At 37.8% G+C, this 15,274-nt stretch carries 10 protein-coding genes; 2 read left to right on the top strand and 8 right to left on the bottom strand.

The features are described 5' to 3' along the window. The first annotated feature begins 241 nt into the window (after positions 1 to 241). The gene (locus RS893_RS06145; RefSeq protein WP_315790343.1) at positions 242 to 658 is read left to right on the top strand and encodes a hypothetical protein; all 417 of its coding nucleotides are present in this window, start codon (positions 242 to 244) and stop codon (positions 656 to 658) included. Positions 659 to 795: 137 nt separating this feature from the next. Here RS893_RS06145 and RS893_RS06140 read toward each other — a convergent pair whose 3' ends face one another. Then, complete coding sequence (locus tag RS893_RS06140; RefSeq protein ID WP_315790342.1) at positions 796 to 1,278, bottom strand: MgtC/SapB family protein; 483 nt, start codon at positions 1,276 to 1,278, stop codon at positions 796 to 798. A 644-nt stretch (positions 1,279 to 1,922) separates the two neighbouring features. Between RS893_RS06140 and RS893_RS06135 the strand changes: the two genes are divergently transcribed. Further along, positions 1,923 to 4,439, top strand: coding sequence for a putative PEP-binding protein (locus tag RS893_RS06135; RefSeq protein ID WP_315790341.1), 2,517 nt, complete (start codon positions 1,923 to 1,925; stop codon positions 4,437 to 4,439). 138 nt (positions 4,440 to 4,577) lie between these two features. Here the strand turns inward: RS893_RS06135 and RS893_RS06130 are convergent, their stop codons facing one another. The 7 genes from RS893_RS06130 to RS893_RS06100 all read right to left on the bottom strand — a co-directional run bounded on the left by RS893_RS06130 (position 4,578) and on the right by RS893_RS06100 (position 15,201). Beyond that, entirely contained in the window at positions 4,578 to 5,402 is an 825-nt protein-coding gene (locus RS893_RS06130; RefSeq protein ID WP_315790340.1) for a hypothetical protein, read from the bottom strand. 51 nt (positions 5,403 to 5,453) lie between these two features. Then, positions 5,454 to 6,623, bottom strand: coding sequence for a hypothetical protein (locus RS893_RS06125; protein ID WP_315790339.1), 1,170 nt, complete (start codon positions 6,621 to 6,623; stop codon positions 5,454 to 5,456). 211 nt (positions 6,624 to 6,834) lie between these two features. Further along, positions 6,835 to 7,506 (bottom strand): DUF1361 domain-containing protein, encoded by a 672-nt coding sequence (locus RS893_RS06120; RefSeq protein ID WP_315790338.1) that lies wholly within the window; start codon positions 7,504 to 7,506, stop codon positions 6,835 to 6,837. Positions 7,507 to 7,837: 331 nt separating this feature from the next. Then, on the bottom strand, positions 7,838 to 8,962 hold the full coding sequence (locus RS893_RS06115) for a hypothetical protein (RefSeq protein WP_315790337.1): 1,125 nt from the start codon (positions 8,960 to 8,962) through the stop codon (positions 7,838 to 7,840). Positions 8,963 to 9,095: 133 nt separating this feature from the next. Next, a complete protein-coding gene (locus RS893_RS06110) occupies positions 9,096 to 10,973 on the bottom strand; it encodes an iron uptake porin (protein ID WP_315790336.1) in 1,878 nt (625 codons plus the stop codon). A gap of 207 nt (positions 10,974 to 11,180) precedes the next feature. Further along, entirely contained in the window at positions 11,181 to 13,496 is a 2,316-nt protein-coding gene (locus RS893_RS06105) for an NACHT domain-containing NTPase (protein ID WP_315790335.1), read from the bottom strand. Positions 13,497 to 14,001: 505 nt separating this feature from the next. Beyond that, entirely contained in the window at positions 14,002 to 15,201 is a 1,200-nt protein-coding gene (locus RS893_RS06100) for an EAL domain-containing response regulator (protein ID WP_315790334.1), read from the bottom strand. Positions 15,202 to 15,274 lie beyond the last annotated feature (73 nt).

The raw sequence follows: 15,274 nt of genomic DNA, 5'->3' as shown, positions 1-15,274 counted from the left end.
TTGAAAATTATATCTTAAAAAGTAATATAGCACTTTAAAATTTTTACCTAGCAGAAAGTTTTTAAAATAAAAAATTGAGTTATCAGTAGTTAGAAGTTGCTTACAAGCAAACGTAGAAAATTGTTTATATCTTGTCTTTTTCAATACTTATTTTCTGCGTCGATATCGGTAAGGGGTAATGCATAATCAGTAATGGATTTAAAACAATCTTCCCTACCAATTACCTAGGAATAATTTTAAGATGTCAAAGTATAGTATTGTATTAGACAAAAATGAAATTACACACTTAGGTGCTTCATTGCGAGAAATTCAGCCTAATCTTCTCAAACAAGATCCCCAAAGAGGTAGAACAAGAATTTGGTTCCAAGGAGAAGAACCTTATTTTGATGTCTTTTTTGAACTCCAAGATCATCAAATAACATGGTTTCAATTCACTTTAAGGGGAAAATCACTATCTTGGGACAGTAAAATTCCTGGATGGCAAACAGGTACTACTAATGAGTTAAAAGTCAGTGATGTCAGCTTTTATGCTGCTAGTAAAACTATTGAAAATGATATAGAAATTGATTGGGAATTTATGAATTTAGTTAAGTCTATTATTCAAACTAGAGATAAGGAAGAGATTTTTGAAAAGGTTTTATTACTTTTCAATTATTAATTTTTATCATTATATTGTCTTGTCATTGTCTATATTTACTAGCAATAAGCAAAAATTAATAGATGGTTTGGAATAAATATATCTAAATTAAAAATTGCTCGTACAATTACCAATTACCAATTACCAATTACCAATTACTATATACGTCTTTCATATTCTTTAATTACATAAAGAATGAAAAAAGACACAAGAATACTTAGTAATCCTAGTTGCCACAAACCACATCCGGCTGTAATTCCTAAGCCTGCGGAAGTCCAAATAGCAGCTGCTGAAGTGAGTCCACGAATTTCTATTCTTGAAGATTCTTTGTCTGAGCTTTCTCGCAAGATTTCTCCAGCACCTAGAAATCCTACGCCCGCAGCCACCCCCTGAATGACGCGACTGAGTCCATTGTAATCTCCTGATTCTATGTCTGTTTGTAGAATAACGATGACAAAAATTGCAGAAGCAACACTCACTAACATATGAGTTCTCAAGCCAGCAGGTTTACGTCTGCGCTCACGTTCTAAGCCGATTATCCCCCCAAAAAATACTGCTAGGCACAGTCTAAAGGCAATATTAGGCCAATCATCAGGTGCCAAGAAGAATGTATTTGGTAATACTAATAATTGTAGTGCCATGTGCTACATACGTTATCATAATCTAAAAAGGCGATCGCCCCAGTACTCTGCCACAGTTGCGTGCTGTCTTCTAGTACTGTTCCTTCTCTTGTGATTATGGTGTTGTGATAGAATTTTTGGTATGGATTATTGTTTATAGAATGCCCAGCAATCAAACAGTACCAAAAAGTCAACCTCAAAGATAAGCTATCTACTTGCCTGTTGTTCAGTTTACATATATGTTAACTAGGAACATGTAAAGGCTGGGGCAAATTTAGGAGATAATAACGCAAGTTATATAAATTTAATCTTTAGCATTTTTAAGTATAAACTCAACCGCAACACCGCAAGCTAGAAACCCTATTAACAAGCTGTACATTTACTCAGCTTAGATAGATTTCTAGAAAGATTAGCGCTAGTCTTAGTGGTACGTAGACGCTGAAATTTAGTTTAATAGGAATTTTGTTCTTTGTTGATTGTTGGTAGTTCCAACGAAAACCGCTAGTAAGCCTATGAAACTAACCACTGTACAGACGAAGCATTTGTACAATGATCTATAGTTTTTCATTCAAGATACCCATGCAAATGCTACTCTGCCTTGAAGCCTATGAGCGCGTCTACGCCCCTACCAACCAACAACCAATAACTGACAACTGACTAATTGAGTGGATAAACTCTACTGGCTTGAGCAAATTAAACTGCTAGATCGCGCCGAAGTTGGTGATAAAGCTTTCTATTTAAGCAGAATCATGCAGCGTGGTTATCCGGTGCTGTCTGGTTTTGTCATACCAGCATCAGTTTTGCGAGAATTTCTCGAAAATCTCAACAGTTCAGAAGCATTAATTGCTGACTTACCGAATTCTTCACTGCACTTGGATGTTAGGAATTGGCGTCAGCTTCAGCAGGTAGCTGAACGATTGCGCCAAGAAATTATTAGCGCGACTGTACCATCTCAGCTATTAAGTACTATCTCAAGCGCAACTCAAAAATGGGAAACTCAATGTCTGATTTTTCGCCCAAGTTTAACACTTCCGGCAGGTAAGCAGGGAATTGCGAATATCTCTGGTTTGTTAGAATCACAAGTCTGTCACTGTGAACCAGAAGCGATCGCTTTAGCACTCAAGCGGACTTGGAGTCAATTGTTTCGCGCTAGAAGTCTTTTTTATTGGCAACAGACAGGAATTGATCTTCAACAAGTTAATTTAGCAGTTTTGGTGCAACCAATCCGCAATGCAATAGCCAGTGGCTTAGTGAGTACCACCTCTTCCCATTGGGAAATTCAAGCCTCTTGGGGATTAGGAATTGCGATCGCTCACGGTGAAGTTCTGCCAGATGTCTACTACATCCAAGCAGAAACTGGGGTTGTTCAAGAACAGCAGTTGGGGTACAAACCACTAGCTTATTGTCTTAACAATGGAAGTTGTGAGGTTGATTTACAATCCACATCAATACCACTGCCAAAACTAGATGATTCTAGTTTGCAAGTATATCTGCTTAATGAAACCCAACAACAAGCATATGCTTTGTCAGAAGAATACTTACAACAGTTGATCAAACTGACAAATCGACTTGTGAGAGAACTAGGTGCAAACACTACCTTAGAGTGGACAATTTCTCAACAAACTCCAGCGGGAGTACTTTACATAACCCAAATTAATATACCCCAATTTGGAGTTTCCAATACTCATTTAATTAAAGGACTAGGCGCAGCAACAGGACGTGTAACAGCACCTGCTCATGTCATTCATTCTCTACAACGACCAGAACAACTACCCAAAGGAGTAATTTTAGTTGCACCAGCCATTACACCTCATTGGCTACCAATATTGCAACAAGTAGTAGGTATTATTACAGAGCAAGGAGGTTTAACCTGCCATGCAGCGATTCTGGCTAGAGAATTAGGTATTCCAGCAGTAGTAAATGCGGCAAATGCTACGACTGTGATTCCTAATGGTGAGCGATTACTAATAGATGGTGATCAAGGAGAAATTTACTGCCTCGGTACAGAGGTACAAGAAGAGGACATTGGCACGAGACAATCAGATAAATTATTGTCTTTTCTCTCCTTTCCCCATCACACACCACTTTTAAACCAGTCTACGCCTTTACAGGAAGCAGCTAAGCATTTACAGAAGAGAAATTACTTACATACAGGAGTTTCGCCGCTTTTACAAAATGGTACTGAATCCTCCGCAGCTTTAAGCAGTAGTTTTCACCATACCCCAACAGGAAAACAAAACTCTATCTCATCCACAACTAACTCCTCAACACATGAATCCATGATTGCTACTCGGCTGCTAGTAAACTTAAGCCAGCCTAGCTTGATTGAGCAAGTGCTTTCTTTGCCCGTTGATGGAGTAGGATTATTGCGTTCAGAACTGATGGTACTCAATATACTGGAGGGACAACATCCCCTGCATTGGTTAGACAATGGGCATCAAAATGTATTGCTAGAGCGATGGTACGAACAAATTATGCAATTTGCCCAGGCATTTGCACCAAGACCTATTTTTTATCGCTCATTGGACTGGCGATCGCGTGAATTACAATCTTTTAGCCATAATTTCCCATCTTCACTCCACTCCATGCTGGGAGAACGTGGTACATTCAGCTATTTAGTCAATCCTACCGTTTTTGAGCTAGAGTTAACTGCTCTGGCAAGTGTACAGCAAGCCGGTTATACTAATGTCCATTTACTCTTGCCTTTTGTGCGTACAGTAGAAGAATTTTACTTTTGCCGTCAAAAAGTAGAACAAGCAAAGTTAACTCAGATACCACATTTTCAACTATGGATTATGGCAGAAGTGCCAAGTGTGTTATTTTTGCTACCACAGTACGTCAAAGCTGGTGTCCAAGGAATTTCAATCGGAACCAATGACCTAACTCAATTAATATTAGGAGTAGATAGAGAGCAGGGACAGTTCGCAAAAGCATTTGACGAACGTCACCCAGCAGTTATGAAGGCTGTTGCTCAACTGATCCGCACAGCCAGAGAAGCAGGAATACCTTGCTCTATTTGTGGTCAAGCACCAGCGTTGTATCCAGAAATTATAGAGCATTTGATTGAATGGGGTATTACCTCTATCTCCGTAGAATCGGAAGCAGTATCAAGGACATACGAAGCGATCGCTCGTGCTGAGCAACGCCTAATTTTAGAAGCCGCACGACGACAAATGCAATAGTTAGTAGTTGGTGGGTAGAGACGCGAGGAACATCGCGTTTGTGCATTAGTAGTTAGTAGTTAGTAGTTAGTAGTTAGTAGTTAGTTTATTTTTTATGAATAGCTACTATTCACTAACCACTATCCAATAAACACTAACTTATTTTATATAGCCAGTTTCCCGCAAAAACTTACGTAAATCAGCAAAGTACTTATTGCGATCGCTACCTTTATAAGCTTGTTTAACTTTTTGCCACCCATCTTCTCCTTGACCAAGCATATACTTATCTGCTAAGTACGCTGATAAAAATCCCTTGCCGTTATCTACTTCATTGCGTGCTGACAAAAAGGTCTGCCATAATTTAAAGGCATGAGCGTAAATTAATTTCGGATAGCGGCGGGTAACATCTATCATCTTCCCTTGACGATATTGCCAAATTTGCAACGGATAACCAGAAGCAGCATAGGCTGTAAATGCATAGGCAAAGCGATCATCTCGACTTTCAAACTCTGGTAAACCGTCTTGATCTAAATCTTTGAGTCGATAACCACCATTACCCCATTCATGGCGAATTTTTTTATACTGGTTAGCCTTACTGTCATAGCGATAAATCAATGAGTAAGTACAACAGTGCGCTCCACCAGTAAAGAAATCAGCTACTACCTCTGGTTCTTTGTCCCCGTCTAAATCCAACACTGGTAACTTATTTTGGTCATTTTTATCCAAAAGAGCGCCTATCGGTCTATCATACTCGCTGTCTTGCGGCAAATTTTGCTCTAAAACAATTTTACCTGCTCGGACAATTTTTATTTGCACGTTTTTATACTGATATTCCTGTGGTTGTTCGTAGGAAATTTCTGCTCGTATATTGCCTAATTGCCCAGTAATTACTTCTGCTTCCACAGAGGTAGCGAATCCCGCCATACCACTCAAAATAGCCAAACCTATTAAAGACTGGTGGATAAAAGAACGAATGCTCTTCATAAAAGGTGTTGTATGTAACATGTTTATCTTTATACAACACCCTGTGAATCATTAATATCGGAAAATCGCTGCTGCTGGTACGCCATTTGGTAATTCTCCTGGGTCGACAGTGTAAACTGCCCCACCATTTAGTAGCGTATGAATAGCAGCAAAATCCAACATATCTTGGTCATCTGGTTGTGGTTCTGAGTGCAAATCTACAGCCATTGTTTCAGGATCAAAGTCACCCCATACCTGGTGATCTACAGGTACTAACAAATAATCCACTCTTTGGTAATAAGCAGCAGGAATAATTTCTTTGAGGTCGCTAGAGGCTCTACCAGTTCCCTCTCCAGCAATTTGCTGATAAAGTTCCATAATAGCCTTGTGCGATTGAGTATATATGGGTTCGACAATTTGCCAGGCCTGTTCGTGTAATTCTTCCGGCTTGATGATGTCTACATTGGCATGAATACCTTCCTCCTGTAGATGTTTGTAAGAATTAGCTTCTCTGTAAATCGCAAAGAGATACTCTACTCCAGCCAGCAGTAAAGGTGCTTTTTCATCCCGTAGTTTTTCGTGTAATGCGTCATCAATAGCGTGAAAGAATTGCAGAATGTCTTTTTGGTGTTCGTCTCTGTCGGGACTCCCCTGTCCGTGAAATTCACCTGGCTGGGAAAAAGGATTAGCAGTTCCCCCTCTGGATGTCCCAATTCGTCGCTGCCCCTCTTTTGCAGTCTCGTCATAGAGCAGAGCTTCATCCAGGCTCTTAGGCATATTTTCTACTTCTACCTCTTGGATGCTGTAGTGTGTTCCCTCAAAGAACCTAACATTATCTTGACTGAGAGCTAGGACGAAAAACCGTCCATCATTATTGACGAGATGCACTAATGGCTTAAGGTGGAATTGATTGCTAACAACTACTAATTCTTGAAAATCCATCGGGAGCTGGTAGTAGCGAAACACATTTGGCGAGATGAAGATTGCCAAACCAACGTCTTGGTGTTGCCAAAACTCATTCGTATCAAGTTCTTTGGCTGGCTGGAGAAACTCTACTGCTTCAGTGTTGTCTATCCCCATTTCAGTCAAGCGTTCCTCTGCTTCTCGAATTAGATTTTTGAAGCGAATTGGGTTTTGGCGAGTTTCCGGCCCTGCTTTTTGTGTGGGCATGTACAGAGAAACACAAGGACTTTGAGCATTTTCTACTAAAGTTTTTATTTCTTCAATGGATAATGGTTGCATATATTCAATTCCTATCTATCAATTGAAAATGAACTATCTAAATTAATTGAAATTAATTTATATTATTACTACATCTTTCTTTTGATAAAAAAATACCTACCTTATACCCTCTCTTAAGATGGAGAAAAAGGCAGGTACAGAAATAAGTTTTGTTATTTGTTGTTTGTTGTTTTTGATTTGGAATAACTATCTGAATCCAAAATTGAGTTAGTTAACTAGCATTATGGCTATTAGTATTCATGCTTGTCGGCTGAATAACTATACTTTTACTTTTTTGACTCACAAAACCTAAAGTTACTCGTTTCATTAGCCAGTGTAAGCTAACAAGTATAGCAAAAGTAATTGCAATGATTACTAAGGGCTGCTTACCCAAAATTTCTTCTACTCCCCTAGTCAATAAGGCATCGGGTTGAGTTACAAAATCCCAACTATTAAAACGCAAGAATCGACCCCAGTAAATACCAACAGCACACAAGGCATGAGTAATCATTTCCATCCAAATAATCCATTGACTCTTGCCAATGCGGTGCAGATAATATCCCACATTTATTAAAGATATGACATAGGCTTCAAAACCAGCCATGATTACTAGGAAATATACGGGAATTAGCACCAAGGTAATCATCCACACAGATTGAATTGTGCGGATATCATCAATGAGGTGAATGATATCAGTTAATAAATAGGGTGCATTTGGTAAAAAAGCATAGAAGACCAAAAATCCTAGCCACCAAACCCAAGAACGCCCACGTTTGATGCGAAACAGCCAAACACTCAAAGCTAAAGGTATAAATGCCAAAAATAAATTCCAAGTCATCCAACGCATGTTTATTTGTAAGACCTGTACAACTCTAGCCATCAATTCAATCAGTTCCGCTTTCATCGTTGCTTCCTTAGAAGTGTGTGTGAGTGATTACGTATTTTCTAGATGTGAACTCAGTTGTTTGATTCGTCAAACAAAGAAAATCTGACTGTGATTGTTGCTTGACGCTAGCAAATCGGTTTCATAGAACTTTAGAAAATAAGTTTATGTGCATAGAAACTGACTCTGCGTTGGTATTGCTGGGAAGACAGGTGTATTAATCTTCTAGTATAGCCAGAACAAAAAAATAGGCTACTACCCCAGAACAGAATTTGCAGAATGGGATTTTGTTCCATTTCTGACTATAGTTATAGATTTCACTTCGGATGGGTTGTTTTCCAGAAAGGAATTATTAACGTAGCAGTACTCGGCTGCGGGGACCGATCGCTTTTTTGGGTGTCAATTTTACTTTTGTCCGGCAGTTTTTAGAATCTTGCACACACATGGACGCGGAGTTGAAAACTGGTGAATTGACTGCAATGAAATTACCGCTACTAAATTCTATGTCAGATGTGGGAGTGGGGGAGATGAGGAGGTGGAGGAGGTGGGAAGATGGGGAGATGGGGAGATGGGGAGATGGGGAGAGTGGGGGAAGTGGGGGAAGTGGGGGGAGTTGGGGAGGTGGAGGAAGTGGGGAGATGGGGTGATGGGGAGGTGGGGAGAGTGGGAGGAGTTGGGGTAGGGTTAGGGGAGTTGGAGGTGTGCTACTACCAGCGCCTGTAGTGGGTGGGGTGACTAGTTTTGCATCCGCGGGTACATTGATCGTCAATCTTACCAACGGGCTGTTGGTCATTTTGTATGATGTTACGGTTGGTTTTCCTGGAAGATCTGATTTGAAATCAAAGACTGTAGGACTTTTGCCACCGTTGCGATCGCTATATCTTGGCCCTTGTCCACTGACTTGAAAAGTACCTTCATATTGCTGTCCAGTTGTTGGATCGGTAACAATACCTGTGTAAAAAGCTTTTGTGAGTCCAAATTCGTCTTGAACTACGCCCTGATATTTAGTTCCTGGTAATTTTCCTTGATAAGTATAGGGCGTCAGTTCACCATCAGATAACACTGGGGAATTGAGGATACCGTCGAATGAAACAACTGGAATTCCTTTAAAGTCTACAAAATAATGTAAACTTCCATCAGCACGTGTTTCTACCTTGACATAATCTGACTTGTAAACAAGAACGTAATTGGGATTAGTGTTTGAACCTATATTTCGGTTATAAGTTCCCGTAGAGTCAGTATCTACACGAGTCACACTGTTATTGAAATTGGGATTAAAGCTAGGAAGTTCGATAGTACCTGAAATAGTCCCAGTACTTTGAATTTGAAAGGGCGTAATTTCAGCAGAGGCACTGACTGTTCCTAAACCAATTAAAACTGCGGCTAAGCCAGTGCTGCTAAAAATTCCACAACCCAATTTACAGTAATTTTTGATTGGTTTTTGTTGTGTTTCAAAGCCTGATACTTTTACTTGCATTTGAGATTGCCTTTAATTAAAAAGTCAAAAAAAATACTGTGATTTTACTATGGCTATTACCAAAAAGCTTGATTTATCTAGCTATGTTACGTAGGTAGCTAGACTTTATAGTTATATTTACACCAGTAGAGAATTAAAACCGGAAAGTGGCTCTCAAAGACCCTACTATTAAGGGGTCATTTGCAGTGTTGTGATCAGGATTGAAAATGAAGAATACACCTGGAGTTAGGGCTACATTATTATTCAACTGGGCACGATAAAACATTTCTGCGTGTACAGATGTATGGTCACGTCCACCAGCTGTTCCTCCATCAGAAAAGTTAGGAAAGTTATAGCCTTCTGGTAAAGTACTAGAAGTGATTTTAGGGGGTTGTCCAAATAGAATTCCTCCCAAATTGCCAGGACGCCCCAAGTTAGGAAAAGCTGCAAACACAGCCCAATTTGTGGTTTCCACACTTCCAGAAAGTTTCACTGGATCTGAGTGAGTCCAACCACCCCAAGCCCCGAATTGCAAATTGGGATTGATCCGCCATGTAACAGTAGCACCAACAGCATGAGTATTAAAGGCTGTAGGCGGTGCGAAAGGGGAAATGAGTTGAGCATCACCAATACCATTTCCTAGTAAGCCATCGGGACTGTGAGAGAAAAGATAATGTACACCGACATCAATATTATCGGTAGGTACTAATGTCAATTGCGCGCCTGTGGTATATCTGCCCCCAAATATGCCCCCCAAGTTTGTATCATTAGGAAAACTAGGAATTTCTGCACTATAGATACCTTGTAAACTGATGCGATCACTAATCTGCCAATCAAACCCCACACCACCAGTACTATTGCCAGTTGCCAAAATTGGGTTACGCTGACCAAATAAAGAAATTGCTCCTTCGCCAGCACCTTCTAGGGGGTTAATACCGCGAAAGGTGTTCACAGGATTCACCCCTGCTGTCCCTACAACAATTCCGACTTGATCAGAGATGGGAAATCGATAAGATAACTCATTGATGACTAAATCATTATTGTTTGTGTCGGATTCAAAACCCAACCGTCCCATATTGGTATACACATACGGCGCAGAAGAATTCAAATTGCCAGAAGCTAAGCTAGTTAACAGTAAATCATTTCCTAAAAAAGAAGTAGCTAGTGTTATTTGGGCGCTATTGGCGAAGTTTAAATTTGTTTCGGCTTGGCGTTCCGGTTTTCCATCTCTAGGAAACAAATCTACATCCGTCTCATTAGTTCCCTGTAAACTAAAAATTGCTTGACCAACTAGTTTAGTTGTTGGCGAAAATTGATTTGTTTGTAATTCCTCAGTTTGGGCTTCTAAATTTGCTACACGTCCCTGTAGTTCCTGTAATTGTACCTGAAATTCTGTTTGCAACCTTTGCAATATGATTAAATCTTCTTCCGTAACAGTATTATTTTTATTGTTAGCAATTAATTCGTTGATTTTTTCTAGACAAACTGCTACACCAGCCGCAAATTCGTAACGATTAATGGCACGGTTCCCTAAAAAATTACTATCGGGGTATCCGGCAATACAGTCATACCGTTCCACTAGAGATTGTAAAGCACTAGAAGCCCAGTCTTGTGGTTGCACATCATCAAGTTGTGACACTGATGTCACTTTAGACATTTGATTATTTAAGTCTGAGGAAGTATTTTCTTCTCCTATTTTGACAACTTGTTGATTTATAGATTTTTGTTGCTTCTCTTCCTCTGGCTGTAATGCAATCATAGAGGAGTTGTAAGATTTGATTTTAGATTGATTTAAAAGTTTTTCTTTATACTTGCATTTTATAGATTCACTAGGAACATTTTTAATATTTTGCTCCTGCAAAATTAATTCCGGAGGTGTAATTTCTGCTACAAGAACACATGAGTTAGTCTGATCTGAATTTACCTCTAGCAATAAATTATCTGGCTTTTCCTGCAAATCTTGCGGCAATGTTGCTGGAGATGACTGTCCTGTTGCTAGCACTCCTATTACCAGCAAACCAATGTTACTCATTGTATTACTCTTTACTAGTACCAATATTACTTTTGACAAGCAAAATTGCTTTGGTACAGGAAATTTTTTAAAATTAAGTTATAAAAGTTACTAATACTAGTAGATATACTGAGAAGATTTATTGTTCACTACTAAGGCTATCCTCGAACGAAGCCCCAGGCGACTAGAAATCGCTAGGGTTAGGTGCAAGATTTGAAAACAAACGCCTCAGAATGAATGATGTCTATCAATTAAAAACAAATTTTTTTCTATTGATTTGACTGTTGTCAAACTAACATTACCAGCATGATTTAGACAATCTATTAAAACTTTGTTAGCATTCCAATACTGCTGTAATATTTGTAATTCATTTTCATTAAACTGCCAATCATGTCCTATTTGGCGATCGCTAATAATTAGATTTCGTAATTTACTAGTCCATGTTTCTCCCTTTTCCTGCCACCAACTTTTTAAAGCATGTCTACTTTGTTGGGTTGTCGGCAGTTCATCGTGTAGATTTTGTAGTGATTGTTGGAGAAGAGGACGCTTCTGTAGTAGGTGTTGTAAGTTAAGAGCAAGTGCGATCGCAGATAAGCGTTGACAGAAAATATTAGTAGTTATCCTCAAACTCACAGCTAGGGCATGGATTAATGCCAGATCTAAAGCTAAATCAATAGCTAAATTTCCTGCTAATCTACTATCTAAAGACAAAGCCAAATTTTGATTGTAAGCAAGAGGATAATCTGGGGGAAGAGCAAGAGTAAAATAAAAAGCGCGCATACTAGCTGGATAATAAGATGCATTGATTATGGAAGTTTTTTCATCTAACCATTTCAGAAATTTCTGCAATTTTTGATTTGAAGTCACTAAATTATCAATTTGTTGTTTCATTAATAACAATAATTCATCTCCAGGCTGCATCATTCCCGCAGCTAGCAAAAAAACTTCTCGCCAACGTTTTTCTCCAATATGAGTAACAAAATTTTGCAGAGTTTGGGAATTTCCAGCAGCAACAATTTCTCTAGCAGTTAGATATTCTTGAAATGTTAAATGCGAAAAAGAATAAATACCTCGTCCTTGTTCTAGCAACAAACCGTGTTGTGCCTCAATAGCTTTTAATGCAGCACTGCTATCAAGTTGCAACGCCTCTGAATCTGTAGATGCATGGGGAAGCTGACGCAGATATTCGGTTATGAGTGATTGGATTTTAGTTGCTGGAAAAAAGTAATCTCCTTGAGTAAATGTAGTGGCTGCTAAACGACAAAGTAATTTAATTTTATGTAGCAACGATAAATTGCGAAAAAATTCATCTCTTTTGATTCTTCTGGCTTCATCCCAATGCACTAACAACAATTCTAATGCTTGCTTATAAAGTTCTGAGCGTAAAGCTGGGAAGTCACCTAAAAATTGAAATACTAAGCAAGTAAGATTTAGTAAAAGTGGTGTTGTTGCTAACTCTAAAATTTGCTGATTTTCTGGCAATTCTAATTTTTTTATAAACTCAGCAGCCTTTGCTTTTCCCTCCCAAAGAGAGTTTTTTGCCACAGCTACAAACCATTTATCTGCAAATGTTACAATTTGCGATTTACAAAAATCAGCTATTTCAATTTCAGTAAAACCATTAAACTGATATTGCTGAGCAGCAAGGCGACAAGTAATAATTACTATATTTTTATAAAATTTTTCAGAAAGATTATGAATTTCTCTAATAATTATATTGCTTTCTTCTTCATTTAATTCATCTAGGCTGTCTAGTAATATTAATGCTTTTCCGTGAGCAAATATGGTGGAAATTTCTGAGATGGAAATACCCTGATCATTAAATTCCTGATAAATATATTGTAATAAACTAATTTGTTTATTATCGCTAATATTTTCAGCTAAGCTTTTGAGGCTAACAAAAATGGGTAGACAATCTGATTTAAACTTTCCCTGATTACAAAGAACTGCAAGCGATTGTAAAAATGTGGTTTTACCAGAGCCTGTTTTGCCAAATACCATTAATTTAGAGTATTTGGCAACTGCTTCTAAACCAGGAATTCGTTGCTGATTAAACTTATCTAAATTAAAACGATCAAAATTATTAGAATCTAGCCTTTGTAAGTCAGTAATTTCCAACCATCTTTTACTGGTGATTTCCTCAAATATATTGACTTCTACATAAAGATTATCTAAAACAATAGGTCGAGCAATATCCAAAAGATGTAGAGTTCCACACTGGGCTTGAATTTTTTCGTAATTGGCAAAGCGTGCTTTTTGTACTAAAGCATCAATATCTGAAGTATTTTCTGAGATTGTTTCCCAAGAAATTGATTCATCAGGGGGCTGTTGAGCAATTTCTTCTGGATTTAATCCCAAGACTAAGCAAATTTCATGAAAAACTTGACGATCAATAGCTTTACCAGTAAAGAATTTCCAAATCGGCTGACGAGTTTCTAAACCTACTTCACCAGCTAGATATTCCTGAGTCCAACCTTTACGTCGAAAAGCTTGTTTGGCTTTTCTCATCCCCTCAGCTGATGCTTGCAGCGATCGCTTTGCCATTGTTTTACTATATAAACTTACTATTCATGATATTTATGTATTTATTAATGCAAATACGTAAGTGATTGTACTAAACAAGAAATAGTGTTGAAAATATCTATAATTCATTTATATATTGATTTTATGGAAATAGCTATCAAATAACTTGATTTTTATTGTGTATCAAATAAATTTTGCAAATAATTACATTTTTGCATAAAATTTATGCAATATATACATAAGTTAAACTCAAAAATCAACATGATTTCAAACGTTGATTGTTCATAATGAAATTAAGTCAGCCAAATGAACATACCCATGAAGCTTATAGCATTGTCAAATCAATCAAACTGATTAGCAATGCTGTAAGCTTTTACTTATGAGTAAGGGCAAATAGGTGTAAAAGCAATACTTTTTAAGTCATGAGTTATTGGTTATTAGTCATTAGTCATTGATGAATAATTACTAGTTGTTACAAAAGACAAATGACAAAGGACAAGTCACAACCCTAACTAGTTTGCTTTATTTAAGCTGACCTACTTAAAAACTTTTGAAATTCAGATGCTGCAACAGGACGACTAAACAAAAAACCTTGCATAGCATCACAGTTATGATGCCGTAAAAACTCTAAGTCTAATTCAGTTTCTACTCCTTCAGCAATCACCTGAAGATTGAGATTATGACCCATTTGAATCAATGCTGTTGTAATAGCTGCTTTTTGTGGGTCGTTGACAACATTATGAATAAAGTAACGATCAATTTTTAACTTATTGATAGGTAATTTTTTGAGATACATTAAAGAAGAGTAGCCTGTACCAAAATCATCAACAGCTATTTTTACACCCAAGGAACGCAATTCATTCATTGTAGCGATCGCGGTATTAATATCTTGCATAATTAAGCTTTCTGTAAGTTCTAATTCTAAGTAATGTGGTTCCAAATTATTAGCGGTTAAAAATTGAATAATTTTTTTAATCAAATCAGGTTGAGTAAATTGACGTGCTGAAAAATTAACAGCTATACACAAGGGAGAATAACCAGTATTTTGCCAAGTTTGATTTTGTTGGCAAACACTTTCTAAAACCCATTCACCAATAGGAATTATTAACCCTGTAGACTCTGCTAAAGGAATCAATTCAGAAGCAGCGACTCTTCCTAATTCTGGACTTTGCCATCTAAGTAAAGCTTCTGCGGCAATGATTTTTCCAGAATGAATATCTACTTGTGGTTGATACTCAACAAAAAATTGTCGAAAGTGTCCTTGATTGATCGCACCGTGTAAAATATTTTTGACAACCAACATTTCTGAATTAAAAGCTTTGAGTTGTGGACTAGTAGAAAAATATTGTTTTAAAGTAGCTTGTTTTTGTAAACGCCCATCAATTGCACTCAATAATTCAGCACGAGTAAATGGTTTTGTGAGATAGTCATCCGCACCCAATTCCATGCCTTGACGAAAGTCAGCTTTAGTTGCTTTTGCAGTCAGAAAAATAAACGGAATCGTTGCAGTTAGCGGTTCTTGCCGTAAAGTGGTTAATACACCGTAACCATCAAGTTCTGGCATCATCAAATCGCACAAAATCAGATCAGGAACTTCAGTTAGAGCTAAATTTATCCCTAATTTACCGTTAGCAGCATCAATAGTTTCAAAATCTTCTGCTTCCAGTAATTCAACAAGATTTTCACGAACTGCATTTTCATCTTCAATTACTAAAATTTTAGTCATATTTTCCTATTTATTGATGGTTAGTAGTTAGTAGTTAGTATTTTTATTTCCGATCACGACTATCAATAAACAA

This window comes from Fischerella sp. JS2 (assembly GCF_032393985.1).
GTDB lineage: Bacteria > Cyanobacteriota > Cyanobacteriia > Cyanobacteriales > Nostocaceae > Fischerella.
This window is presented reverse-complemented; position numbering and strand designations above follow the sequence as displayed.

What these genes read in the sequence shown, in the direction of transcription:
- RS893_RS06145 (WP_315790343.1), top strand. Translation starts at nt 242, where the DNA reads ATGTCAAAGTATAGTATTGTATTAGACAAAAATGAAATTACACACTTA.
- RS893_RS06125 (WP_315790339.1), bottom strand. Translation starts at nt 6,623, where the DNA reads ATGCAACCATTATCCATTGAAGAAATAAAAACTTTAGTAGAAAATGCT.
- RS893_RS06130 (WP_315790340.1), bottom strand. Translation starts at nt 5,402, where the DNA reads ATGAAGAGCATTCGTTCTTTTATCCACCAGTCTTTAATAGGTTTGGCT.
- RS893_RS06140 (WP_315790342.1), bottom strand. Translation starts at nt 1,278, where the DNA reads ATGGCACTACAATTATTAGTATTACCAAATACATTCTTCTTGGCACCT.
- RS893_RS06115 (WP_315790337.1), bottom strand. Translation starts at nt 8,962, where the DNA reads ATGCAAGTAAAAGTATCAGGCTTTGAAACACAACAAAAACCAATCAAA.
- RS893_RS06105 (WP_315790335.1), bottom strand. Translation starts at nt 13,496, where the DNA reads ATGGCAAAGCGATCGCTGCAAGCATCAGCTGAGGGGATGAGAAAAGCC.
- RS893_RS06100 (WP_315790334.1), bottom strand. Translation starts at nt 15,201, where the DNA reads ATGACTAAAATTTTAGTAATTGAAGATGAAAATGCAGTTCGTGAAAAT.
- RS893_RS06120 (WP_315790338.1), bottom strand. Translation starts at nt 7,506, where the DNA reads ATGAAAGCGGAACTGATTGAATTGATGGCTAGAGTTGTACAGGTCTTA.
- RS893_RS06110 (WP_315790336.1), bottom strand. Translation starts at nt 10,973, where the DNA reads ATGAGTAACATTGGTTTGCTGGTAATAGGAGTGCTAGCAACAGGACAG.